A 25,099-nucleotide genomic window follows, 5' to 3' on the forward strand; every position below is an offset into this window, starting at 1 on the left:
CGGGGGGCAGAGGCGGCTTCAGGCGTCCATGCTGCACAGGCGCTGGCGGTTGCGCAGCACGATCTGGCGGGCGCCCGAGAAGCCGAGAATGCCCTGGCTGTGCAGCTGCGACAGCGCCCGCGACACGGTCTCGAGCGTGAGGCCGAGATAGTCGCCGATATCGCGGCGGCACATCGGCAACGCCATCATGCCGGCGACCGCGAGGCGGCGATCCATTTCCAACAGGAAGGTCGCGACCCGCTCCATCGCGGTTTTGCGTCCCAGGAGCAGCATGTGGTCTTCGGCGTGGCGCAGATCATTGGCCGTCATGGTCCAGAGCTTGCGAGCCACGTTGACGTCGACGGTCGCGGAATGCTCAAGGCTACGGCGCTTCACGAGGCGCACCGTGGTATCGATGATTGCCTCGGCTGCGAGGCGGTGCACGGTCCCGGATTCAAGCCCGAACGCGTCGCCGGGGAGGTGGAAGGCGCCGATCTGGCGGCGGCCATCGGATAGCAACTTGTAGCTGCGGACAGCGCCTGAAATCACCTGATAGACGTATTCGGCCGGCTCGTCCTCGCCATAGATCTCCTCGTCCTTCTTGTAGGAGAATTCGGTGGCGATCAGCCCGGCATGGCCGGTGATCTCGGCAAATTGGTTGACGACAGGAGCTGGAGCAGGCTGGCCGATATTCGTGCTGATGAGCGAACCGGTGAGCGACTGATTGAGCATAACCATCTCCTTTGCGGCGGATGGTGAATGGCTACAGTGCGGCACCCGTTCAGGAAATCTAGCGCGATATCTTAAGGGGGGTCCCTTACGTAGATCTACGTAGGTGGTCAGGCGGCCGGGCCGGGATCGGTATCGATCTGCCGCTCATTGATCGCATTCCGTACCCGTTTGACCAGGTTCTCGTCCAACAGCGGCTTCAGCAGGAAATCGTAGACGCCCGCGGCGGCGGCGCGCGTGGCGAGCTTGTCGTCATAATGGCCCGTGATCAAAACAACCGGTGCCGTGGCGCCGCGCCTGCGCAAGTCGTTGGTCAAGTCCACCCCATTCATATCGGGCATCTTGTAATCGATCACGAAACAGTCGATCGGGGCATGGTCGAGCGCATTCAACAACGCCGTGCCGCTGCGAAAGGTCCGCACGTCGAAGCCGTCGGTCTCCAGCAGGAATTGGAGCGAGCTGAGCACGCCAACGTCATCGTCGGCGACATAGACCTTGGGTTTCGGGATAGCCGACATTGCGAGTGCCGCGCACGTGCATGTTGAAAGGATAATTTTCAACATGCATCCGAATCCAAAAGATCTGCTTGATCTGGCTCAATCCTTCAGTGCACCGGCGCGCATCGCAAGTCGCACCAGCTCGGACAGGCTGTTTGCGCCCATCTTGGTCATGACGTTGGCGCGATAGACCTCGATGGTGCGCGGGCTGATGTCGTATTCGCGGGCGATCAACTTGTTGGACATGCCCGCCATCAATCCATCCATCACCTGACGCTCGCGCGGGCTCAGCGTCGCAATCCGCACGAGAATGTCCTGCGCGGCAGCTTCATTCTTGGCGGCGGGCTCGGCCCGGCGAATGGCCGACTCAATCATGGCGACCAGGCGCTCGTCCTCGAAGGGCTTCTCCAGGAAATCGAGCGCACCGAGCTTCATCGCCTCGACGGCGAGCGGGACATCGCCATGCCCGGTCATGACCACGATCGGGAAGCTGGAATGCTCGACCTTCATCCGCTTCAGGAGTTCGATCCCGTCAATGCCGGGCATCCGCACGTCCGAGACGACGCAGCCGAAGGATAGTTTCGGGAGGGTATCGAGAAAGCTTTGGGCGTTCTCGAACAAGGTGACCTCGAATCCCGAGGAGTCGAGCAGGAAGTTGAGCGAATCCCGCATCGCCTCGTCGTCGTCGATCACATAGACTCTCGCCTTTTCCGCCATTTTGGCTCAACCTTCGTGGGACGCAGCCGGGAGCGTGAAGCGGAACGTGGCGCCGCCCGCATCATTGTTTTCGGCCCACATGCGTCCGCCATGGGCCTCGATGATCGAACGGCTGATGGACAGGCCTACTCCCATTCCACTGTCCTTGGTGGTGAAAAAGGTCTTGAACAGGTTGGGCATGACGTCTTCATGGAACCCTGTTCCGGTATCCGAGACCGCGACCTCGATCAAGTCGTCACTGAACTTGCGGTTGGTGGCCACTAGCTCCCGCCGGCTTGACTGCGCCATCGCCTCCAATGCGTTACGGAACAGGTTCACAAGCACCTGCTGAATCTGCACCCGATCGGCGAGCACCAGGTCGGCCTCCGGGTTGAGGTTGAAGCGGAGCTGGACGTTCTGCTCGCGCGCGCCGGCGAGCCCCAGCGCGCCGGCTTCCTCGATCAGCTTGGACAGGCTTTCGACACGCTTTTCCGACTCCCCGCGCGAGACGAAGTCGCGTAGCCGCCGGATGATCTGTCCGGCGCGAATCGCCTGCTCGGCGGCGCGATCCATCGCGCTCTCGACTTTGGCCGTGTTCGGATCGGTGCTGCCGGCGAGCAGCCGCCGCGAGCCTTTCATATAGTTGCTGATGGCAGCCAGGGGCTGATTCAACTCGTGCGCGAGTGCGGATGCCATCTCGCCCATTGCGGTCAGGCGCGACACGTGAACCAGCTCGGATTGCAGCTCCCGCAGCCGCGCCTGGGTTTGCTGGTGCTCGGTCAGGTCATGGGCGAAGCCGGTGAAATAGGGCTGGCCGCCCGACTGCATTTCGCCGATCGACAGATGCATCGGGAAGGTCGTGCCGTCCCGGCGCCGTCCGGTCACGATTCGCCCGATGCCGATGATGTGGCGCTCATGGCTCGCGTGATAACGCGCCAGATAGCTGTCATGCCGCGATCGGTCCGGCTCGGGCATCAGCTCGCTGACGTTCATCCCGATCGCCTCCGGCTCGCTATAGCCGAACATCCGCTCTGCAGCCGTGCTGAAGAACTGGATAATTCCATGGCCGTCGATCACGATCATCGCATCGGGCACCGTGTCCAGGATCGAGCGGAAATGCCGTTCTCGGATCCGCAGCGCGTCTTCGAGTTGCTTCTCCTGGCTGATGTCGAGCGCAATGCCGCGAAGATAGCGCGCCTCCCCGGTAGGGCCGGCCGCAATTCCGGCCAGCAGGCGAACCCATTGTCCGCTCGTGGCCGCGCCGGGTACCTTGAACGCTATGTCGAAGCCGGCGCCCCGGAGGCGAGCCTGTTCGATCGCCGTTGTCACGGAGGCGCGGTCGCCCTCATTCAGCAGCGACAGGAACGAGGCGAGCGTCACCGGCTGGTCGGCTGCAACCCCGAATAGCTTCCGGGTGGTTTCCGACCAGTACATTTCCTGGGTTACGAGATCGAGGTCCCAGGCCCCGAAGCCCAGGGAGCGGGCATTTTCGGGACGTATGGCTGCGTCGGGAAAGGGTTGGGTTACGCCGCGCACGTTCAGTCGTTCGCCCCATAATTTGTTGCCACCGGTGTTCCCGGTGGGATCTCCATCCTACACCAAATTATACCGTTGGAAGTGTCGCATCGTCCAAAGTTTGGCCATTGATTCAAGGCTTGCCCGGAAGAAATCTCGTCCGCCGTCCGGACGAACCGGTCCGGCTGACCGCCGGTTACATTGATCTATCTCATCACGTTCTCGGATTTCATCCCTAAGAAGGCATGGAAGCAATGTGTGGAGGGATGGGATGACATTCGCAACGGTGATGGTGAGCCTTGCGCTCGACCAGCCGAACGAGGCCCGCCTCCATGTTGCGGGTGATATTGCGGAACGTTTTGGTGCTGAGGTGATCGGGGTGGCGGCGGGGCAGTTCAGTCCGCCGCTGTATTTTACGACCGGCGAACAGGCGCAGGACCTGATCTGGCAGGGCGAAGCGGCGGTGAAGCGCAAGCTCGCAGAGCTGGAAACGGTCTTTCGCGAGAGCCTCAAGACCCGTGCCGGCACCGTGAGCTGGCGCAGCGCGCTCGATTTCCCGACCCGCTACGTGCTGGCCCAGGCGCGCGCCGCCGACATCCTGGTCTGCGGCGGCCAGAGCGCGGCCTTTTCCGATGCCTTCACATCCGCAAGCCCGAAGGACCTGGTGATGGAGTCGGGCCGTCCGTTGTTGCTCGTACCCGACAGCGCCGGCTGGCTCGATCTGCGTAGCGTGCTGGTGGCCTGGAAGGACAGCCCGGAATCGCGCCGTGCGGCGGCAGATGCCCTGCCGCTGCTCAGCAAGGCCAAGAACGTGGTGGTGGCCGAGATCCTCGAAGACAACGGGGAGCGCGATGCGTGCGAATCGCGTCTTGGGGACGTTGTCTCCTGGCTGGGGCGGCACGGCGTGATCGCTTCGGCCAGAGTGGTCGAGCGGACCGGGGGGCGGGATGTGGCCGCCGCGATCGATGCGGTGGCTGACGACGTCACGGCAAGCCTCGTGGTCGCGGGCGCCTACGGCCATTCGCGATTTCGCGAACTCGTGCTCGGCGGGGTCACGGAACATCTCGTGACCCAGGCGCGACGTTGCGTGTTGCTGTCACATTGATGCGACGAATTTGAACAGGATAGCACCTTGTACAGATTTCTCGAAGAGACTGCCGGCAATTACATGATGCGGGGAGTGAAGACGGTCACCCGCGACACGACCGTGCGCGAATTGAGCGAAATGCTCGACCGCGACGATTTCAACTCCTATCCGGTCGTCGAAAACGGCGCGGTGATCGGCATCGTCACCAAGTTCGACATGCTGAAGTGCTTCGCATTCACGCCGAATCAGATGTTGCCGCGTTACAGCGACCTGATGAACCGTGCGGTCGCGGACATCATGACGACGGAGTTCATCTACGTCCGGCCGGATACCAAGCTGACGCGCGTGCTGCAGCTCATGGTCGAGCATCGCATCCGCAGCGTGCCGGTGACGGACGGCCAGAATCATCTGGTCGGCATCATCGCCCGCGAGGACATCGTGCGTGCGCTTGCCGCGGCGGCAGGCGACTAGCGCGGCGAATTTGAAGCCCGGTCAGGTCGTTCGCAGCTCGTCATCGGAAGTTCAAATTCAAAGCCGCCGTGGATAGGGGCGGGATCTCGGACGTCGTGCGAGCTTTACCGTCGATCGGCTCCGAAAGGCTCGGGGGCGAGCGACAACGCGTGCTGCGCCCGCGATCGCGCAACGCGGCTTGACGTTGCCCGTATCGATACGGGCGATCTCGTCATGGACGATCTATCCTGGTCGTTCCGCTGAATACATCGAGAGCAGAGCGTGCATTAGCAGCCTATCTTGATTTCGATCAATTCCCCGTGTGCGCGATTATGGTTGCTGGTCTCGTCTTCTTTCAGCGAGATTCCGCATGAGCGCGTCCTCAACAGCAAAATCAATGACCATCGGCGAAAGTGGGCTCTCGCTCATATTCGCCGTCACCGCTTTCCTGTGCGTCTTCGCCGCGGCGAAAGCGCTGGATCCGGCTTTCGCGTTCCACGCCTCGCTCGGGGCGGCGGCGAGCGCGGCGGCCGTGTTCGTGATTCTCAACCGCTACTTCGAGCGGCCGGCCGAACTGCCCGCCCAGGAGATCAACGGCCGTCCGAACTACAACCTCGGCCCGGTCAAGTTCGCGTCCTTCATGGCGATGTTCTGGGGCATCGCGGGTTTCACGGTCGGTCTGCTGATCGCATCCCAGCTCGCTTGGCCCTGGCTCAATTTCGATCTGCCATGGACCAGCTTCGGGCGCTTGCGTCCGCTGCACACCTCGGCGGTGATCTTCGCGTTCGGCGGCAATGTGCTGCTTGCGACCTCGTTCTACGTGGTGCAGCGGACCTGCCGCACGCGCCTGGCCGGCGATCTCGCGCCCTGGTTCGTTGTGGTCGGCTACAACTTCTTCATCCTGATCGCGGGCACGGGCTATCTGCTCGGCGTGACGCAGTCGAAGGAATACGCGGAGCCGGAGTGGTACTCCGATCTGTGGCTGACGATCGTCTGGGTCACTTATCTGCTCGTGTTCCTGGTGACGGTCATCAAGCGCAAGGAACCGCACATCTTTGTTGCGAACTGGTTCTATCTTGCCTTCATCGTCACCATCGCCGTCCTGCACCTCGGCAACAACCCGGCGCTGCCGGTCTCGCTGCTCGGCTCGAAGTCCTACATCGCGTGGGGCGGCGTGCAGGACGCGATGTTCCAGTGGTGGTACGGTCACAACGCGGTCGGCTTCTTCCTGACCGCCGGCTTCCTCGCCATCATGTACTACTTCATCCCGAAGCGGGCGGAGCGGCCGATCTATTCCTACCGGCTGTCGATCATCCACTTCTGGGCGCTGATCTTCCTCTACATCTGGGCCGGTCCGCACCACCTGCATTACACGGCGCTGCCGGACTGGGCGCAGACGCTCGGCATGACCTTCTCCATCATGCTGTGGATGCCCTCCTGGGGCGGCATGATCAACGGCCTGATGACCCTGTCGGGAGCCTGGGACAAGCTGCGGACTGACCCGGTGCTGCGCATGCTGGTCGTCTCGGTCGCCTTCTACGGCATGTCGACCTTCGAAGGGCCGATGATGTCGATCAAGGTGGTCAACTCGCTCAGCCACTATACCGACTGGACCATCGGCCACGTGCATTCCGGTGCGCTCGGCTGGGTCGGCTTCGTCTCCTTTGGCGCGCTGTACTGCCTGGTGCCGTGGGCCTGGAATCGTCGTGGTCTCTACAGCCTCAAGCTCGTGAACTGGCACTTCTGGACGGCGACGCTCGGCATCGTGCTCTACATCTCCGCGATGTGGGTCTCGGGCATCCTGCAGGGCCTGATGTGGCGGTCCTACACCTCGTTGGGCTTCCTCGAATATTCCTTCATCGAGACCGTCGAGGCGATGCATCCCTTCTACATCATCCGTGCCGCCGGCGGCGCGCTGTTCCTGATCGGCTCGCTGATCATGGCCTACAATCTCTGGATGACGGTGCGTGTCGGTGAGGCGGAAGTCGAATCGCCCGTCGCGCTTCAGCCGGCGGAATGAGGAGCGGTTACACCATGTCTTTCTGGCAACGACACCAAGTCATCGAGAAGAACTCGATCATCCTGGTCATCGGCATCCTGCTGGTGATCGCGATCGGCGGCCTCGTCGAGATCACCCCGTTGTTCTACCTGAAGAGCACGATCGAGGCGGTCGATGGGGTGCGTCCCTACACGCCGCTGGAACTGGCCGGCCGCAACATCTACGTCCGCGAGGGCTGCTACCTCTGCCACTCGCAGATGATCCGTCCCCTGCGCGACGAGGTGGAACGTTACGGCCACTTCTCGCTCGCGGCGGAGAGCATGTACGACCATCCATTCCAATGGGGGTCGAAGCGCACAGGTCCTGACCTCGCCCGCGTCGGCGCCAAATATTCCGACGATTGGCACGTCACTCACTTGACCAATCCGCGCGCGATCGTGCCGCAATCCGTCATGCCCGGCTATCCGTTCCTGAAGGAGACCGAGCTCGACGCCAGCAATATCGCGGATCATCTGAAGACGCTGCGTGAGGTCGGTGTGCCCTATACGGAAGAGCAGATCGCCAACGCCGCGGCCGATCTCAAGGCCCAGGTCGATCCGGACAGCGCCGACGCGGAAGCGCTTATCAAGCGTTATCCGAAGGCGGTGGTCCGCAATTTCGACGGCAAGCCGGGAGCTCCGACTGAGATGGACGCGCTGATCGCCTACCTGCAGATGCTTGGAACGTTGGTCGACTTCAAGCTCTACAACGAAAAAGCCAACCTCCGCTGAGCTTGGGAAGGCAAGAATCATGAAGCCCATCCTTGTGATTGAGAATATCGCGTCGTCCCTGGTGACGACGCTGTGGACCCCGATCTTCGTCGCGATCTTCATCGCGATCGTGACCTATGCCCTCTGGCCTCGCAACCAGGCCGCTTTCGACGAGGCGGCGCGCATGCCGTTGCGGGAGGATTAATCATCATGGCTGACCATAACGAAATCGACACTGTCTCCGGCACCGCCACAACCGGCCATGCATGGGACGGCATCAAGGAGCTCAACACGCCGCTGCCGCGGTGGTGGTTGATCACCTTCTATCTTACCATCGTCTGGGCGATCGGTTACTGGGTCGTCTATCCGGCCTGGCCGCTGATCTCCACCAACACCAAGGGCCTGCTCGGCTACTCCTCCCGTGCGGAGGTTGCGGTCGAACTCGCCAATCTGGAGAAGATCCGCGGGGAGAAGATGGCGGCGCTCGCGACCGCCCCGCTCGCCGACATCGAGAAGGACCCGGCGCTGCTCGCGCTGGCCCGCGCCCGCGGCAAGACCGTGTTCGGCGACAATTGCGCTCCGTGCCATGGCACCGGCGCGACCGGCTCGAAGGGCTTCCCGAATCTGAACGACGACGATTGGCTGTGGGGCGGTACGCTGGACCAGATCGAACAGACGATCCGTTACGGCGCACGTTCCGGCAATGCGAAAGCGCATGAAGGCCAGATGCTCGCCTTCGGCAAGGACGGAGTCCTGAAGCCGGCGGAGATCATTGCGGTTGCCAATTATGTGCGGTCACTCTCGGGCCTGCCCACCCGGCAGGGCTACGACGCTGCCGCGGGCGCCAAGATCTTCGCGGAGAACTGCGCCGCCTGTCACGGCGACAATGCCAAGGGCAATCCGGAGCTCGGCGCGCCAAATCTGACCGACAAGATCTGGCTGTACGGCTCGGATGAGGCGACGTTGATCGAGACCATCACCAATGGTCGGGCCGGTGTCATGCCTGCCTGGGAAGGGCGGCTCGATCCCGCGACCATCAAGGCCATGGCGGTGTATGTCCACTCCCTGGGTGGTGGAAAGTAGCGGAATTCCAACGGAAATTTCGCTTCGATTGAGCTGGATCAAACGCGCGGCCGGAGGCGAGCATACCTTCGGCCGCAAATGCGAGATGTATCCCAGCCATGAACAAGACGGTAAGACCGGAAGACCTGCAGCCGGTTGACGATTCCGGCCCGCTCTACGCGGCGCACAAGAAAGTCTACCCACAGAGCGTCTCCGGGACCTTTCGCCGGATCAAATGGACACTGATGGCGCTCTGCCTCGGCGTCTATTATTTCCTGCCGTTCGTGCGCTGGAATCGCGGTCTCGGCGCGCCTGACCAGGCGGTGCTGATCGATTTCCCGAACCGCCGCTTCTACTTCTTCTTCATCGAGCTGTGGCCGCAGGAGGTCTATTATTTCACCGGGCTTCTGATCATCGCTGCGGTCGCGCTGTTCTTGATGAACGCGATCGGCGGCCGCATCTGGTGCGGCTATCTTTGCCCGCAGACGGTCTGGACCGACCTGTTCTATGCGGTGGAGCGGCTGATCGAGGGCGACCGGCGCGAGCGCATGAAGAAGGACGCCTCGAACGATCCGATGAAGCTTGAGCGCGTCTCCGAAATCGTGCTCAAGCACTCGATCTGGCTTTTGATCGCGTGGTGGACCGGCGGCGCCTGGGTCCTCTATTTCAGCGATGCGCCGACCCTGGTGAAGGATCTCGTCACCTTCCAGGGACCGGTGCTCGCCTATGTCTGGATCGCGATCCTGACCGCGACCACTTACCTGCTTGCGGGCTTCATGCGCGAGCAGGTGTGCGTCTACATGTGCCCGTGGCCCCGCATCCAGGCTTCGCTCACCGACGAATGGGCGCTTAACGTCACCTATCGCTATGATCGTGGCGAGAAGCGGATGTCGGTCAAGAAGGCCGCCGAGCTGCGGGCCCTGGGCGTGAAGGCCGGCGACTGCATTGATTGCCGGCAATGCGTCGCAGTATGCCCGACCGGCATCGATATCCGCAACGGCGCGCAGATGGATTGCATCCAATGCGGCCTGTGCATCGATGCCTGCGACACCGTGATGGCCAAGATCGGCCGTCCAACCCGACTGATCGGTTACGACAACGACATCAACATCCACCGCCGCCAGGAAGGCAAGCCGCCGATCTATCGGCCGGTGCGTCCGCGCACCCTGGTCTATGGCGCGATCATTGCCGGGGTAGGCGGCTTCATGGTCTACACGCTGGCGACCCGCTCGTTGCTCGACGTCAACGTCCTGCATGACCGCAATCCGCTGGCGGTGAAGCTGTCCGACGGCTCGATCCGCAACGCCTATACGATGCGCGTGCTCAACAAGCACGGTTTTGATCGCGTCATCGCCATCGATATCGAGGGGCCGGCGAACGCGACTGTCCACGTCGTCGGCGCCGATTCCGTCACACCGGACCGGCCGATGATCGTGGTCGGACGCGACCAGACCGAAGAGCTGCGGCTTCTGGTCACCGCGCCGGCCGAGAATAATCCGGAAAAGTCGATCCCGGTGAAGTTCCACATCACCGATATCGGGCTCGGCGTAGTCGCCTCCGCCACTGACAATTTCGTCAATCCTTGAGCTTTGAGGATCTTAGGTCATGAGCCGTCATTCCAAGCCATCGAAGCCGCTGACCGGCCGCATGGTGCTTCTGATGCTGATCGCCTTCTTCGGCACCGTGATCGGCGTCAATGTCACCATGATGCGGTTGGCGATCTCCACGCTGCCCGGCACCGAGGTGGACAGCGCCTACAGCGCGAGCCTTGGTTATGAGAAGGAAATCGCGGCAGCGCGAGCGCAGGCCGCGCGCGGCTGGAAGGTCGACGCCCATATCGAGCGTGGCCAGGATGGAGTGGCCGTCGTGCGGGTCGCGGCCCATGACCGCAGTGGCAAGCCGGTGACCGGGCTCGCATTCCAAGGCCGGCTGGAGCGGCCGGCCGACAAGCGTGCCGACCAGGCGGTCGAACTCGATGAAGTCGGCACGGGGGTCTATCGCGGCAGCGCCGGGCAGATCGCGCCGGGCCAGTGGGATCTGGTGCTGGAAGGCGACGCCCGCGGAGAGCGGATGTTCCTGTCCAAGAATCGCGTGCTGTTGAACTGAGAGGGGACTCGTCATGCAGGTGACGCGCGATTTCTCCCATTACGTCAAGGATCTCGGTTCGGGCCTGAAGCATATCGATCTGGCGGTTGAGGGTGTCAGCTGCGCCGGCTGCATGGCCAAGATCGAGCGCGGGCTGTCGGCGCTTCCGGACGTGACCTTGGCGCGCGTTAACCTGACCGACCGCCGCGTGGCGCTGGAGTGGAAGCAGGGCACGCTCGATCCCGCCAAGTTCATCGACCGCCTCGCCGAGCTCGGCTACAAGGCCTATCCGTTCGAGAAGGCCAGCGCGGAGGCGACCGAGGCCGAGGAGTCGCGCTTCCTGCTGCGCTGCCTGGGTGTCGCGGCCTTCGCCACCATGAACGTGATGATGCTGTCGATCCCGGTATGGTCGGGCAATGTCAGCGACATGCTGCCGGAGCAGCGTGACTTCTTCCATTGGTTGTCGGCCGTCATCGCGTTGCCGGCCGCTGCCTATGCCGGTCAGCCGTTCTTTCGCTCGGCGTGGCGCGCCCTCAAAACCGGCAACGTCAACATGGATGTGCCGATCTGCATCGGCGTGATCCTGGCGCTCGGCATGTCCGTGGTGGAAACGTTCCATCACGCCGAACATGCCTATTTCGACGCTGCCATCATGCTGCTGACCTTCCTCCTGGTCGGCCGCTATCTCGACCAGAACATGCGGCGGCGGACGCGTGCGGTCGCCGGAAACCTGGCGGCACTGAAAGCCGAGACCGCGACCAAGTTCGTCGGCGCCGACGAGATCTCCGAGGTGCCCGTGGCGGCGATCCGTGCCGGCGACATCGTGCTGCTGCGGCCCGGCGAACGCTGCGCCGTCGACGGTGTTGTCATCGAAGGACGTTCGGAGATCGACCAGAGCCTGATCACCGGCGAAACGCTCTACGTGCCGGCGGAGCAGGGCACCGCGGTGTATGCCGGCTCGCTCAACATATCCGGGACGCTGCGCGTGAAGGTCTCAGCGGCGGCCGAAGGCACGCTGCTGGCCGAGATCTCGCGCCTGCTCGACAACGCGCTGCAAGCACGCTCGCGCTACATGCGCCTCGCCGACCGTGCCTCGCGGCTGTATGCGCCGGTGGTGCATGCGACCGCGCTGCTCACCGTTCTCGGCTGGGTGCTCGCAGGCGCAAGCTGGCATGACGCCGTCGTCACCGGCATTGCCGTGCTGATCATTACCTGCCCCTGCGCGCTCGGGCTCGCGATCCCGACGGTGCAGACGGTCGCCTCGGGTGCGATGTTCAAGTCCGGCGTGCTGCTCAATGCAGGCGATGCGATCGAGCGTCTCGCAGAAGCCGATCACGTGATCTTTGACAAGACCGGCACGTTGACGCTGCCGGAACTCGAAGTGGTCAACGCGGCCGACATTCCGCCGGATGTGTTTGCGCTCGCGGGTCAGCTCGCGCTGTCGAGCCATCATCCAGTGGCGGCGGCAGTCGCGCAGGCCGCCAATGCCAAGGCGCCGCTGGTCGGCGCGGTGGAAGAACCCGGGCAGGGCGTGCGGGCGACGGTGCAGGGTGTGGAAATCAGGCTGGGGCGGCCCTCCTTCTGCGGCGCTGACGGCCTTGCCGCCGGAAAAACCGATATCGATCCCGAAGCGTCGATCGTGGCCTTCAGCCGTGGCGAGGAGAAATTCCTGTTCTCGGTCCGCCAGGGACTGCGGCCGGATGCAGCCAGGATCATTGCCGGATTGAAGCGCCGTGGTATCGCGGTGGAAATTCTGTCGGGCGATCGCCAAGCGGCGGTCAAAGCGGCCGCCGAAGCCCTCGGCATCCGCGAATGGCGCGCCGGTGTCACGCCGGCCGACAAGATCGCCCGCATCGAGGAATTGAAGCGGCAGGGCGTCAAGGTGATGATGGTCGGCGACGGCATGAACGATGCGCCATCGCTTGCGGCCGCTCACGTCTCGATGTCGCCGATCTCGGCCGCGCATCTCAGTCAGGCCACCGCCGACCTGGTGTTCTTGGGCCGGCCGCTGGCACCCGTGCTCGCGGCGATCGATTATGCCCGCAAGGCGCTGCAGCTGATGCGGCAGAACCTCTGGCTCGCGGTGGGCTATAATCTGCTCGCGGTGCCGATCGCGATCAGCGGCGTGGTGACTCCGCTGATCGCGGCCGCGGCCATGTCCGGCTCGTCGATCCTCGTAATGTTGAATGCGCTACGTGCCCGCAACGTGAGGGAGGAGCAGACGTCATGGAAGTCATGATCATTCTCGTGCCGCTGGCGCTTGCCCTCGGCCTTATGGGACTATGTGCGTTCTTATGGTCGCTCAAGAGCGGTCAGTATGACGATCTCGAGGGCGCTGCGTGGCGCGCGATTGCCGACGACGATGAGCCGACGGAGCTGCCCCGGCAGGCCTCCTCCAGGGGCCGCTGACCGCCGCTACCGGTCCGCCTCAGGCGCGGTTCTATAATCAGCGAATGTTGCTCCGTGCCGCCGCTTGTTTGCAGCGAGCTGATAAGCCAGACATCTGCGAGTTATTTGTTGCCGCTGGTATGCGAAAACCACGCGGTTAAGAGATCGGTTGCAGTTTGCGAGCTAGTTTCACTTCAGTTTCCGAGCCGGTGTCATTGCATCGCCTGCCGTAGCGGCCAGGCGACGATCCCTCGCGGGCAGCCGGCCGACTTTGGTGGCGAAGGCGAAACACCATGCTCGAAGATGGCTCGTTCACGTCCAGGACTGGCGGGGCCAGCCTGAAATGGAGAGTGCTCGCCGGTAATTTGGTGACGGCTCTTCTGGCTCTCACATTCGCCGGGCTGGTCGCGTGGACAGGCTGGACGGATCTGCGCGAACGCGAGCAGTCGGCGCGGGTCCTGACCGCCTTCGAATCGGTGATGAAGGTCAACAGCCAGATTCCGCTCGAGCGCAGCGCCTGGAACCTGCTTGCCGGCGCGGCAGCGGCTTCGACCAGCGAAGTCGCCGGGCTGGACAAGTTGATTGCCGCTACCGATGCGGGCATCCTCAAGGCCAAGGCCGATCTTCAGAAGGCCGGCCTATCGACCAACAATGTCGAGGCCGCCGAGCGCATCTTGAAGCAGCTCCGTGGGGCGGCGCGCGCTGCCGTCGTGCTGCCATTGGCCCAGCGCCCGCAGAACATCCAGGCGACGACCATCGACAGTCTCGGGCGTGCGGTCGATGCCCTGACGGCCGGCACGGACGAAACGCTGATCGAAATATCGCGCACGGCCGGTGACATCGAGAATGTCCTGCCGTCGGTTCAGGTCGCGCAGCTGGCGCAGGCGATGCGAACGGTCGGCGGTGCCAGGTCCGCCGTTCTGCGCTTCTTCATTCAGAACCTGTCCTGGACCCCAGCGCGCCTTGCCGAAGTCACGGAGCAGACCGGACAGGTCGCATTGCTCTGGCAGCAGATCGAGTTGGCGGTCAGGAACGTTCGCGATGCGCCGGAGCTGACGGCCGCTCTCGAGCATGTGCGCTCGACCATGATGAGCGAGGGCAAGCGGCGCTATCGGGACGTCGTCAACGCTGCGCGGGATGGTCGCCCATCGCCGGTCGATGGCGCGCAGTGGGGCCCCTGGACCTCGCCGATGCTGAACAACATTCTGGTGCTCCGCGATGCCGCGTTGAAGTTCGCCCACCAGGCCAATGATCGGGCGATCGAGGCCGCGCGTATGCGCCTGTTCGGCGCGTTCGCGGCGTTCCTGCTCGTCGCCGCTGCCTCGGCCGGCGTAATGATCGCGGTGATTCGCCAGGTGATCCGGCCGCTCAGCGGCCTCACCGCTGTGACGCATCGTCTCGCCAATGGCGAGCTGAGTGCGGAGATTCCGGACGAGACCCGCAAGGACGAGATTGGCGCGATGGCGCGGGCGTTGAAGATCTTCAAAGATGCCTTGATCTCCAAGAAGGAGGCGGACGAGGCTGGTGCGCGCGAGGCGCAGGCGCAGATCGATCGTGCGCGTCGGCTCGACAGCATTACCCGCGGCTTCGAGGCGGCGATTGCCGAGATCGTGGAGACGGTGTCCTCGGCGGCGACCGGGCTCGAAGCCTCCGCCGACCGGCTGACTGCCACAGCCAACCACTCGCAACAGCTCACGACGATGGTTGCGTCCGCATCGGAAGAAGCCTCGGCCAATGTCCAGTCGGTGGCTTCGGCGACCGAGGAGCTCTCGTCCTCGGTGAACGAGATCAGCCGCCAAGTGCAGAATTCGGCTCAGATCGCCGGAGAGGCGGTCGAGCAGGTGCGCCAGACCACCAGCCGGGTCGGGGAGCTCTCGCAGGCGGCGGCCCGGATCGGCGACGTCGTCGAGCTCATCAACACCATCGCCGGGCAAACCAACTTGTTGGCGCTGAACGCGACGATCGAGGCCGCCCGCGCCGGCGATGCCGGCCGAGGGTTTGCGGTGGTTGCCACCGAGGTGAAAGCTTTGGCCGAGCAGACCGCCAAGGCGACCGATGAGATCACCCAGCAGATCTCGAGCGTTCAGGCGGCCACACAGGAGTCGGTCAGCGCGATTCGGCAGATCAGCGAGACCATCGAACGCGTCTCGGAGATTGCCGCAACGATTGCATCCGCAGTGGAGGAGCAGGGCGCCGCGACCCAGGAGATTTCCCGCAACGTTCAACAGGCTGCGCAGGGCACGCACCAAGTCTCGGCGAACATCACCGATGTGCAACGGGGAGCGAGCGAGACCGGCTCCGCCTCGGCGGAGGTGCTTTCATCGGCTAAATCGCTGGCCGGGGATTCCAGCCGTCTGAAGCGTGAAGTAGGGAATTTCCTCAAGGCGCTGCGCACGGCGTGAGGACGGCGGAGCTCGCCAGATCGTCTCGCCAGGCCGTAACGGCGATCCCATTGCGGTGTTCGCATGAAAAAGCTCGAATCGCATCCGGGCTTCTGTTTGCAGCTGTGCTGGAGCTGAGCGCCGGCTACGACGCCACCGTCTTCTGATACAGCGCGCTGTAGCAGGCAGCCGACAGATTCCAGCTGAACGAGCGCCCCATCGCCGAGAGCCGCATCGCGTTCAGTCGCTCGGCGCTCATGAAGGCCGAGAAGGCGCGGCGGACGCCGCCGAGGAAGGATTCCGCCGACGGCTTCGGAAACAGGAATCCGGTTTCGCCGTCGGTGATGGTCTCGGCCAGACCGCCGGTCTGGTGACCGATCGGCAGCGAGCCGAACCGCTGGGCATACATCTGGCTGAGGCCGCAGGGCTCGAAGCGTGACGGCATCAAGGTGAAGTCGCTGCCGGCAAAGATGCGTCGCGCCTGCGCTTCATTGAAGCCGATCGCGACTCCGATGGCATCGGGGCGGCGGCGATGTGCCTCGAGCAGCGCCCATTCGATCGCCGGCTCGCCCGAGCCCGTGACCACGATTTGACCGCCCGCCTCGACGATCTGGTCCGCCGCCTCGAGGACGAGATCGATGCCCTTCTGGTGGACCAGACGAGCGACCAGGCCGAACATCGGCCCGCGCGAGACCGCAAGCCCGAACTGCCTGCGGACGTAAGCGGCATTGGCGCGCTTGCCTTCCCAGTCGCCGGCGCCGAACTGCTGCGCCAGTTGCGTGCAGTAGCGGGGATCCCAGCTCTCGTCGATGCCGTTGAGGATGCCGGTGAGCTCATGCGCATCGGAGCGCTGGCGCAACAGGCCTTCGAGGCCGCAGCCGAGCTCCTCCGTCGTGATCTCCTTGGCGTAGGTGGCGCTGACGGTGGTCAGGTGGGACGCATAGACCAGCCCGCCCTTGAGGAAGGAGAGCTTGTCGTAGAATTCCAGCCCGTCGATATGGAACGAGGACTCCGGTGCGCCGATCCGCCGCAGCGACTCCCGCGGAAACAGGCCCTGGTAGGCAAGGTTATGGATGGTGAGGATCGAGGGTACGTCGACGCCGCGCCAGGCGAGATAGGCGGGCACCAGTGCCGCCTGCCAGTCGTTGGCATGAACGAGGTCGGCTGCCCAGTTCTTGTCCAAGGTGCCTGCAGCTAATTCAGCAGCGGCCGCGGCGAGACGACCGAAGCGGATATCATTGTCCGGCCAATCCTGACCGTTCTCGTCGCCATAGGGATTGCCAGGGCGATCGTAGAGTTGGTCGCAAAGAAGCACGTAGACCGGCAGCCCGTCGCGTGTCGACGATCGCCCGAGCGCGCAGGCCGGCATCTCCGCGAGCGCCTCGCATTGGCCAACGATGTCGATATGGGTGAGTTGTTCGATCACGTCCCGATAGCCGGGCAGCATGATCCTGACGTCGGTATGTGAGCGAAGTGCTCTGGGAAGAGCAGCGGAAACGGCGGCCAGTCCGCCCACCCGGACGAAGTCGTCCATCTCGGTCGTAACGAACAGAACCCTCAAGAGATGCCCTCGATCAAGCCCCATGGAATGCCTATGCAAGAAAAGGTCCAAAGTAACCATCAACCGGAAAGCGAAGGACCGGGAGAACCGTAAGGGCGAAACGCTTTCGGCGAACTACGGTTCGATTTAGGGTGCCACCGCGCCGTGCGCCATGACTGATAATCCGTAAATCCAATACGGACGCGAGGTCGATCTCGCCGGGACGCTGCTGCGCGAATGAGGAAACTCCGGGAATCAGGGAGCTGTGCGTGACGATAGGCGAAAACGATGAGGGGAATTTGACAGGAGCCTTCGCAGGCCTTCGCGTGCTCGACTTTTCGACCACCATTGCCGGTCCACATTGTACGCGGATGCTCGCGGACATGGGCGCCGAGGTGATTAAGATCGAGTCAGGTGAAGGTGAAACGATGCGCACCCGGCCGCCGGTTCGCAGCGGCTGCTCCTCTACCTTCGGCCAGCTCAATGTCGGCAAGAGGAGCGTGGTGCTCGATCTGAAATCGCCGGCCGGTCTCGAGGCGGTGCGTCGGCTGGCGGCCACGGCCGATATCCTGGTCGAGAATTTCCGCCCGGGCGTGATGCCGCGCCTGAAGCTGGATTACGCGGCGCTCGCGGGCCTCAATCCGCGATTGATCTACTGCTCGATCTCCGGCTACGGCCAGACCGGTCCATCCGCCGAATTGCCGGCTTATGCGCCGGTGATCCACGCGGCTTCCGGCTACGACATGGCGCATCTGGCCTATCAGCCCGGGCGCGACCGGCCCGATTACTGCGGCATCTACCACGCGGACGTGGTGACCGGCGCTTATGCCTTTGGCGCGATCGCCTCCGCACTTTACCAGAGGGAGAGGACCGGGCGCGGCCAGCACATCGACTGCTCGATGCTGGAATCGATGCTGACGCTGACCTTGAATGAGATCCAATTGTCGCAGTTTCCCGTTCCGCTCCCGCCGCGACCAACCTTCGGGCCGGTCGAGAGCCGCGACGGCTTTGTCATGATCGCCATTGCCAGCGAAAAGACCTTTCAGAACCTGATGAAGGTGATCGGCCGTCCCGAATGGGTCGAAGATGTCCGCTTCGCGAAATATGCCGATCGCCGCGCGAACTGGGGCGCGCTGATGGATGGCGTCGAGGCCTGGTCGCGCGAGCTGACCAATGCGGAATGCCTGGCGGCGCTGAGCGCCGGTGGCGTGCCCAGCTCGGCCTATCGCACCGTCGCCGAGGCACTGAACGATCCCCAGCTCGCCCATCGCGATGCCCTGGCGGAGGTCGAAGATGACGGCGGCACATTCAAGGTCGTCAATCTGCCGTTCCGCATGTCGGAAGCGAAGGTCGCGGCCGGTCGCCGTGCCGCGTCTCTGGGCGAGCATACCGATGCGGTGTTGAAGGAGGTCGGCCTCGCGTCGATGCGCGTTGAGCAATCGCGCGAGTGATGCGTTCTGATCCGGATAGGCATGAGCGCGGCGTTCAGCGGCGGCCTTGCCGCTCAACAGATTTCCGTCCAATGTCCGCGAACGGTATCAACCAGGTCCGGAACAACCGGACGTGCGGCAGGAGGAAACACCGCAGGGCCCGCCGATGGCTCTCCCCGCGGCCACGTGTCTTCTCCGGCCGTCTGTCAGCCTGCGCTCGTCTCCCATGCGCAGCGCGACCGGAGGGAACATGAAGAGTTTTAAGGTCACCGATTTCAGCGCGCCGCTGCACGAGATCGACGAGCCGACCCCGCAGCCCGCGGGCACGCAGGTGCTGGTCAAGGTCAAGGCAGCCGGCGTCTGCCACAGCGATCTGCACATCTGGGAAGGCGGCTACGATCTCGGCCACGGCCGCAAGCCGCTGTCCCTGAAAGACCGCGGCGTGTCGCTGCCGCGGATCATGGGCCACGAGAGCGCGGGCGAGATCCTGGCCTTCGGCCCGGAGGTGACCGAGGCCGACAAGGGGGGGCTCAAGATCGGCGATGTCGTGCTGGTCTATCCGTGGATCGGCTGCGGCAAATGCGCGACCTGTCTCGCGGGCGATGAGAATATGTGCCTGAAGCCGGCCTCGCTCGGCGTCTATTGCGACGGCGGCTATGCCGACCACATGACGGTGCCGCACCCGCGTTACCTGCTCGACCTCAAGGGACTCGATCCGGTCACGACGGCGCCATACGCCTGTTCGGGCGTCACCACCTACAGCGCGCTGAAGAAGGTCGAGAAGGATTTCGGCACGCCGATCGTGATCTTCGGCGCCGGCGGACTTGGCCTGATGGCGTTGTCGCTGCTGAAGGCGATGGGCGGCAAGGGCGCGATCGTGGTCGATATCGATGCCAAGAAGCGCGAGGCGGCGGAGGCGGCCGGCGCGCTCGCGACCGTCGACGGCAAGGCGCCCGATGCGTTGGAGCAACTGGTCAAGAAGGCTGGCGAGCCGATCCGCGCCGCGATCGATCTGGTCGGCAATGCCGCCACTGCGCAGCTCGGCTTCGACTGTCTGACCAAGGGCGGCAAGCTCGTGATGGTCGGCCTGTTCGGCGGCGGCGCGCCGTGGGCGTTGCCGCTGATTCCGATCAAGGCCATCACCATTCAGGGCAGTTACGTCGGCAACCTCCGGGAGACCCAGGAGCTGCTCGATCTTGTCAGGACGAAGAAGATCGCGCCGATCCCGGTGACGCCGATGCCGCTCGCCAGGGCCAATGACGCGCTTCGCGAACTGCAAGCGGGCCGTTTGGTCGGCCGCGCCGTGCTGACGCCGTAGTACTCACCCGCTCTTTCGTCATTGCGAGGAGCGCGAAGCGACGAAGCAATCCAGAGTCTCAACCTGGGCCCTGGATTGCTTCGCTTCGCTCGCAATGACGACCCTAACTCACTCGGATCGCGAAGAAACCATGCCCACCACCAATGCACTCCACATCGCAGTCCTCCCCGGCGACGGCATCGGCCCGGAGGTCATGGCGCCCGCGCTCGAAGTGCTGCGCAAGGTCGAAACCAGGGCGGGTCTTTCGTTCCGCTTCACGGAAGCCCAGGCCGGCGCCAACAACTATCTCGCCACCGGCGTGTCGATCGCCGACTCCACGATCCGGCTGTGCGAGCAGGCGGACGCGATCCTCCTTGGCGCCTGCGGGCTGCCGTCGGTGCGCTACCCCGACAACACCGAGATCGCGCCGCAGATCGAGCTGCGCTTCCACTTCGACCTCTATGCCGGCGTACGGCCGGCGCGGCTGATCCCGGGCGTGCCGAGCCCGATCGTCGGCGCCGCCGAGCGCGGCATCGACTTTGTCGTGATCCGCGAGTCGACCGAGGGGCTGTTCGCCTCGATGGGGAAAGGCGTGGTCACGCATGAGGATGCGCGCGAGACGCTCGTCATCACCCGCAAGACGTCGGAGCGGCTGTTCAACTTCTCCTTCAAGCTTGCCGCCCGCCGCAAGGCGCGCGGCCGCTCCGGCACCTTGGCTTGCGTCGACAAAGCCAATGTATTCAAGGCCTTCGCTTACTTCCGCAAGATTTTCGATGAGGTCGCTCACCTTCATCCGGATGTGAAGACGGACCATCTCTACATCGACGCTTGCGCTCTCATGTTGGTGAAGCGGCCCTGGGACTTCGACGTTCTCGTCACCGAGAACATGTTCGGCGACATCCTGTCCGATCTCGCCGCCGGTCTCGTCGGCGGCATGGGCATGGCGCCCTCAGCCGACATCGGCGATCGTCACGCCGTGTTCCAGCCGTGCCACGGCACCGCGCCCGATATCATGGGGCAGGGCAAGGCCAATCCGACCGCCATGATCCTGTCGGCCGCGATGATGCTGGATTGGCTCGCCGACGTCAGCGGCATCGAAAGAGCCGCTGAAGCGGCCCAGCGGATCGAGCAGGCGGTCGACAAGGTCTATGCGTCCGGCCTCAAGCCGATCGAGTTCGGCGGCAGTGCCGGCACCGCCGAGGTGACCCGGGCCGTGCTCGATGCGCTGTGAATCCCTTTAGCCGTCCTCGTCAGAAGATCTGGGCGGTGACGACGGCATAGGCGATGAAGACGACGCTGAGGCCCCACACCATTCCGGCGATCCGGCCGCCCCGGCCGAAGGCGAGTTCGAGCGCGACATAGCTGAGGGTGCCCAGCGCCATGCCATTGATCAGATTATTGGTCAGCACGGTGACGAGCAGCATCAGGACAATTGGCACCGCGGTCGCGAGGTCGGTCATGTCGACGCGCGCAAACCCCTGCATCATCAGGACGCCGACCATGATCAGGGCCGGCGCGGTAGCCTGCGGCGGGATGATCACGAAGATCGGCCAGAAGAACAATGCCAGGCAGAAGAAGGCGGCCACCGTCAGCGAGGTCAGCCCGGTGCGGCCGCCGGCCTGCACGCCGGTGATCGACTCGATATAGGCGGTCACCACCGAGGTGCCGAGCAGGGGGCCCACGATCGAGGCCGTCGCGTCGGTCGCGAACACCGCCGTCGCGTTGGGGATCGACCCATCCGGGCGCCGCAGATTGGCGGCACCGGTCACACCGATCAGCGTGCCGAGCGTGGAGAAGAACTCGGCGCACAGGAAATAGAAGAGCAGTGGCAGGGCAATGAGGAAATGGCTGACGAGATAGCCGACGTCCATCGCCATGAACGTGCTTGCCGGCCAGCGCGGCCACGACAGCAGCGTCTGCGGCATCGAGGTGACCATCTTTCCGTTGGCACCGGGCACGACCAGCCCGACCAGGGTCAGAACCGCGATCGAGATGATCAGCGCGCCCGGCACGCGGCGGGCCACCAACACCGGCGTCAGCAGCAGGCCCGCCAATGTCAGCACGACCGGCGGACTGCGCAGCGAGCCCATCGCGACATAGGTCGACTGGCTCGCCACGATGAAGCCGGCCCCGCGCAGCGCAATGAACACGATCAGCGTGCCGACCGCAGCCTGGATACCGATCTTCAGGGTCTCAGGAACGTCCCTGGCGGCACGCTCACGCAATCTCGTCAGGCTGAGGATCAGGAACAGGACGCCGGTGAAGGCGACCATGGCAAGCGCTCCCTGCCAGGGCATGCCCATCTGCTTGACGATGACATAGGTGAAAATGATGTTGGAGCCCATGGCGGGGGCGACCGCGAGCGGCAGGTTGGCCGACAGGCCCATCAGCACCGCGCCGAAGATCGCCGCGAGCGCAGTGGCGCTCACGAGGTCGGCGCGATCCATCCCGGCATTGGACATGATGGCTGGATTGACTGCGATGATGTAGGCCATCGCGGCGAAGGTGGTGGCGCCCGCCATGATCTCGCGGCCGATCGTGGTGCCGCGCGCGGTCAGCTTGAAGAAGCGGTCGAGCACGCCGCCGTCTTGAGCCGATGATCCTCCCGAAGCCGCTGCCACGGATGCCGCAGCGGGTTGCGCCTTCGTCATGTCCTGCATCGCGGTCTCCGTCCTTGCGCGGTCTTTCGACGCCTGATCACCACACCACCGGGTGGGTCTTGCCGGTCTGCACGTTGATGAAGCCGAGCGGTGCCTGCTCGCAGGGGGCGACCAGGACCCAGCTCCAGGGCGCGCAGGTCAGGGTCGCGAACATCAGCCGCTCGGGAAAGCCGGGATACCAGCGCGGCCGGAACGTCGGCTCGTACATCCAGTCGACCTTGCGGCCTTCGGCGTAGAGAGCTTGCATCTCCGCATCGAGCGCCTCGGCGGAACGGCAGCTCATGAGACCGCCGACCTCGAAGCGGACGGTAGCCGCGAGTTCGCCTTCGCGCACGAGCGCCCAACCGCCCTGCTGGGCGACGAGCGCGTTGACGGCCTTGGCCATCGCTGCATCCGACGAGCCGACCACCCAGATGTTGTGCTTGTCATGGGCGACCGAGCAGGCCAGCGCCGTCTCCGGCGTGCGCGGGCCGCAGCCCTTCCAGAACATCTTCGACACCCGGCCATCGCCCGAGAAGCGATCGACAATGGCGAATTTGGTGATGGCGAGGTTCTCGTCGCGCTGTACGGCGCCGTCACGCACGGGCAATTCGAACGAGTAGAAATCGGGATGCCAATGGAATGGGCGGATCACGGCCGCCTGCATCGTCGTGCGCCCGGCGGCAGCCGGCAGCGCGAAATCCTCCGGCATGATTTCGCGCTTGATGTTGATCGTCTTGGTGGCCCAGTCCGGCCAGGCGATGCGGGGCACCTCGCCGAGATAGCGCGTCCCTTCTGAGACCTGGCGGCCGTCGGCCCAGACCTCCGCGATCGTGAGGTTCTCGACGTCCGACAACAGCACGACGTCACCGAATCGGCCGGGCGCGAGGCTGCCGACGAACGGTGTCAGCCGCATATGCCGTGCGGGGTTGATGGTGAGGCACTGGATCGCGATTTCCGGAGCAAGACCGGCCTCGATCGCGACGCGCGCATTGTGATCGCTGGCGCCGAGCGCCAGCGTGTGGCTGGCGCTGCGGTCGTCCGTGGTGAATGCGATCTGCGACCAGTCCTTAAGGCCCTTCTTCAGCAGCCAGGCGACGATCTCGGGCATCGCGTAGATGCGCAGCTCGATGAAGAGACCGCGGGTCAGCTTGTCCCAGGTTTCCTCCGGCGTCTGCACCTCATGGTCGGAGGCAAGGCCGGCGGCGGCGAAGGCGTTGATCTCCGGCAGCTCGCGCAAGCCCGAGGCATGGCCCTCGACGACCCCTCGCGCCGCGAAGGTCGCGCCGATCATGCTCCAGAGCCGCTCATAGGAGGGATTGTCCGGATTCCAGACTGCCGGCCAGTCCATCACCTCGTCGAGGCCGGTGACCATCAGGCTCTCGCGCATGAAGCGCGCCTGCTCCGCGCCGCCATACCAGCCGCCACCCCACTCATAGGCGGTGGGCGGCACTGCTGAGCCCGGCTGCGGAAAGATCTTCAGCGGCGAACCACGGCGGCGCGCTTCGAACCAGAACTCGAGATTGCGTACCCCATTGACGTTCGAGAATTCGTGGCTCGCCTCGCAGGTCCAGGTATTGCCGCGCGGCAGGACCAGGGCTGCCTCCCATTCGGGGGTCAGATGCGAGCTCTCGATGTGCTTGTGCACCTCCCCGAAGCCGGGCACAGCTGCGAGGTCCGGCCGATGCACGCGTTCACCCACCTCGCCCGGAAAGCTTCCGGCCGGGCCGACCCAGGCGATACGCCGTCCCTTGAAGACGATCTCCTGGTCCTCGCTCCAAGTGCGGCTGTGCACGTCGAGCAGGCGGCCGACCTGCAGCGCGCGGCAGGCGGGACGACGGCCCAGCGCGGTCAGGACCAGATCCTGGCGGAGCCGGACCTCTTGCGTGGCATCGATCAGAAGGTCGTCTGCAGTGTCCGGCACGAGCACCATACCAATCGTCCTTGCTATGCCTATGGCTTGGCCGCCCGGCCTTTGCGCGATGATGCGTCGGCGGCAGGCGTCGCCTGCTTCGCAGCAGCCGCATCCCGCCGGCGAACGTCCTTCATGAGTGTCGTCGTCGCCCATTCGATCGCGTCGGCGATCTCGGCGCTCGACATGCCGAAGTCCTCGCGCAGCGCATTCCAGGCCAGCGTATTGTTGAGATAGGCGGCGAGGGCCTCAGCCTGCCGGGCCTCCTTCGGCGTCAAATTCCTGACGAGCGGGGCCATCGCCTTGCGATGCTGCCGGATCAGGCGGCGCCGGAATTCCGCGCGCATGGAGCGGCCGGCACGTGTCAGCGCCAGGGCGCGCGCGAGCTGCGGATGTCGGTCGTAGCGCCGGCACAGCTCACGGAAGGTCGTCGGCAGTTCGTCCGGCGTGCTGAACGGGATGTAGCCGAACACGCTGTTCTCGATCCATTCGGCGGCTGCTTCCATCAGCTCGGCGCGGTTCTTGAAGTGACGGTAGATGGTCCGCTCGGCGATGCCGGCGCGCTTTGCGACGGCGGCCATGGACGTATCGTCGGCAGCCTCGTCCTCGAGAGTCTCGACGAACGCCGCGACGATGCGTTGCCGTGTCATGGCGGCGTATTCGT

At 64.2% G+C, this 25,099-nt stretch carries 22 protein-coding genes; 14 read left to right on the forward strand and 8 right to left on the reverse strand.

The window, feature by feature from the left end; all coding sequences use genetic code 11:
* Window positions 1–18: 18 nt before the first annotated feature.
* The 4 genes from QX071_RS23315 to fixL form a co-directional block, all read right to left on the reverse strand.
* Window positions 19–711, reverse strand: a complete 693-nt coding sequence (locus QX071_RS23315) for a helix-turn-helix domain-containing protein (RefSeq protein WP_315707025.1) — start codon at window positions 709–711, stop codon at window positions 19–21.
* A gap of 107 nt (window positions 712–818) precedes the next feature.
* The gene (locus QX071_RS23320; protein WP_315707024.1) at window positions 819–1,226 is read right to left on the reverse strand and encodes a response regulator; all 408 of its coding nucleotides are present in this window, start codon (window positions 1,224–1,226) and stop codon (window positions 819–821) included.
* A 78-nt stretch (window positions 1,227–1,304) separates the two neighbouring features.
* Window positions 1,305–1,922, reverse strand: coding sequence for a response regulator FixJ (gene fixJ, locus QX071_RS23325; protein ID WP_315707023.1), 618 nt, complete (start codon window positions 1,920–1,922; stop codon window positions 1,305–1,307).
* A 6-nt stretch (window positions 1,923–1,928) separates the two neighbouring features.
* Window positions 1,929–3,443, reverse strand: coding sequence for a sensor protein FixL (gene fixL / locus QX071_RS23330; RefSeq protein WP_409977538.1), 1,515 nt, complete (start codon window positions 3,441–3,443; stop codon window positions 1,929–1,931).
* Window positions 3,444–3,687: 244 nt separating this feature from the next.
* Here fixL and QX071_RS23335 point away from each other — a divergent pair, with 244 nt between their 5' ends.
* From QX071_RS23335 to QX071_RS23385, 11 genes are all read left to right on the forward strand, one after another.
* Window positions 3,688–4,521, forward strand: a complete 834-nt coding sequence (locus QX071_RS23335; protein WP_315707021.1) for a universal stress protein — start codon at window positions 3,688–3,690, stop codon at window positions 4,519–4,521.
* A 27-nt stretch (window positions 4,522–4,548) separates the two neighbouring features.
* Window positions 4,549–4,974, forward strand: coding sequence for an HPP family protein (locus QX071_RS23340; RefSeq protein ID WP_315707020.1), 426 nt, complete (start codon window positions 4,549–4,551; stop codon window positions 4,972–4,974).
* Between the two features lie 349 nt (window positions 4,975–5,323).
* Complete coding sequence (gene ccoN / locus QX071_RS23345) at window positions 5,324–6,973, forward strand: cytochrome-c oxidase, cbb3-type subunit I (RefSeq protein ID WP_315707019.1); 1,650 nt, start codon at window positions 5,324–5,326, stop codon at window positions 6,971–6,973.
* Between the two features lie 14 nt (window positions 6,974–6,987).
* The gene (ccoO, locus tag QX071_RS23350) at window positions 6,988–7,722 is read left to right on the forward strand and encodes a cytochrome-c oxidase, cbb3-type subunit II (RefSeq protein WP_315707018.1); all 735 of its coding nucleotides are present in this window, start codon (window positions 6,988–6,990) and stop codon (window positions 7,720–7,722) included.
* A 19-nt stretch (window positions 7,723–7,741) separates the two neighbouring features.
* Window positions 7,742–7,906, forward strand: coding sequence for a cbb3-type cytochrome c oxidase subunit 3 (locus tag QX071_RS23355; protein WP_315707017.1), 165 nt, complete (start codon window positions 7,742–7,744; stop codon window positions 7,904–7,906).
* A gap of 5 nt (window positions 7,907–7,911) precedes the next feature.
* Complete coding sequence (gene ccoP, locus QX071_RS23360) at window positions 7,912–8,784, forward strand: cytochrome-c oxidase, cbb3-type subunit III (RefSeq protein ID WP_315707016.1); 873 nt, start codon at window positions 7,912–7,914, stop codon at window positions 8,782–8,784.
* Between the two features lie 98 nt (window positions 8,785–8,882).
* Window positions 8,883–10,349: a cytochrome c oxidase accessory protein CcoG gene (ccoG, locus tag QX071_RS23365; RefSeq protein ID WP_315707015.1), complete on the forward strand. Its 1,467-nt coding sequence runs from the start codon at window positions 8,883–8,885 to the stop codon at window positions 10,347–10,349.
* Between the two features lie 19 nt (window positions 10,350–10,368).
* Window positions 10,369–10,869: a FixH family protein gene (locus tag QX071_RS23370; protein WP_315707014.1), complete on the forward strand. Its 501-nt coding sequence runs from the start codon at window positions 10,369–10,371 to the stop codon at window positions 10,867–10,869.
* Window positions 10,870–10,882: 13 nt separating this feature from the next.
* Window positions 10,883–13,087 (forward strand): cation-translocating P-type ATPase, encoded by a 2,205-nt coding sequence (locus QX071_RS23375; RefSeq protein ID WP_315707013.1) that lies wholly within the window; start codon window positions 10,883–10,885, stop codon window positions 13,085–13,087.
* Window positions 13,075–13,257, forward strand: coding sequence for a cbb3-type cytochrome oxidase assembly protein CcoS (gene ccoS / locus QX071_RS23380; protein ID WP_315707012.1), 183 nt, complete (start codon window positions 13,075–13,077; stop codon window positions 13,255–13,257). The genes QX071_RS23375 and ccoS overlap by 13 nt, the downstream gene beginning before the upstream one ends.
* A 272-nt stretch (window positions 13,258–13,529) precedes the next feature.
* Window positions 13,530–15,638 (forward strand): HAMP domain-containing methyl-accepting chemotaxis protein, encoded by a 2,109-nt coding sequence (locus QX071_RS23385; protein ID WP_315707011.1) that lies wholly within the window; start codon window positions 13,530–13,532, stop codon window positions 15,636–15,638.
* A gap of 124 nt (window positions 15,639–15,762) precedes the next feature.
* Here the strand turns inward: QX071_RS23385 and glgA are convergent, their stop codons facing one another.
* Window positions 15,763–17,178, reverse strand: a complete 1,416-nt coding sequence (gene glgA / locus QX071_RS23390) for a glycogen synthase GlgA (protein WP_315707010.1) — start codon at window positions 17,176–17,178, stop codon at window positions 15,763–15,765.
* Between the two features lie 248 nt (window positions 17,179–17,426).
* Here glgA and QX071_RS23395 point away from each other — a divergent pair, with 248 nt between their 5' ends.
* From QX071_RS23395 to QX071_RS23405, 3 genes are all read left to right on the forward strand, one after another.
* Window positions 17,427–18,608, forward strand: coding sequence for a CaiB/BaiF CoA transferase family protein (locus QX071_RS23395; RefSeq protein WP_409977532.1), 1,182 nt, complete (start codon window positions 17,427–17,429; stop codon window positions 18,606–18,608).
* Window positions 18,609–18,837: 229 nt separating this feature from the next.
* Window positions 18,838–19,905, forward strand: coding sequence for an alcohol dehydrogenase (locus tag QX071_RS23400; protein WP_315707009.1), 1,068 nt, complete (start codon window positions 18,838–18,840; stop codon window positions 19,903–19,905).
* A gap of 130 nt (window positions 19,906–20,035) precedes the next feature.
* Window positions 20,036–21,115, forward strand: a complete 1,080-nt coding sequence (locus QX071_RS23405) for an isocitrate/isopropylmalate dehydrogenase family protein (protein WP_315707008.1) — start codon at window positions 20,036–20,038, stop codon at window positions 21,113–21,115.
* A gap of 19 nt (window positions 21,116–21,134) precedes the next feature.
* Here QX071_RS23405 and QX071_RS23410 read toward each other — a convergent pair whose 3' ends face one another.
* The 3 genes from QX071_RS23410 to QX071_RS23420 are packed head-to-tail and all read right to left on the reverse strand — an operon-like array spanning window position 21,135 to window position 25,085.
* A complete protein-coding gene (locus QX071_RS23410) occupies window positions 21,135–22,544 on the reverse strand; it encodes an NCS2 family permease (protein ID WP_315707007.1) in 1,410 nt (469 codons plus the stop codon).
* A gap of 37 nt (window positions 22,545–22,581) precedes the next feature.
* Window positions 22,582–24,456 (reverse strand): adenine deaminase, encoded by a 1,875-nt coding sequence (locus QX071_RS23415; protein ID WP_315707006.1) that lies wholly within the window; start codon window positions 24,454–24,456, stop codon window positions 22,582–22,584.
* A gap of 20 nt (window positions 24,457–24,476) precedes the next feature.
* Window positions 24,477–25,085 carry a helix-turn-helix domain-containing protein gene (locus QX071_RS23420; protein WP_315707005.1) on the reverse strand — a complete coding sequence of 203 codons (609 nt, stop codon included), beginning with the start codon at window positions 25,083–25,085 and terminating at the stop codon, window positions 24,477–24,479.
* Window positions 25,086–25,099: the final 14 nt, after the last annotated feature.

Source organism: Bradyrhizobium sp. SZCCHNS1022 (assembly GCF_032484835.1).
Classification (GTDB): domain Bacteria; phylum Pseudomonadota; class Alphaproteobacteria; order Rhizobiales; family Xanthobacteraceae; genus Bradyrhizobium.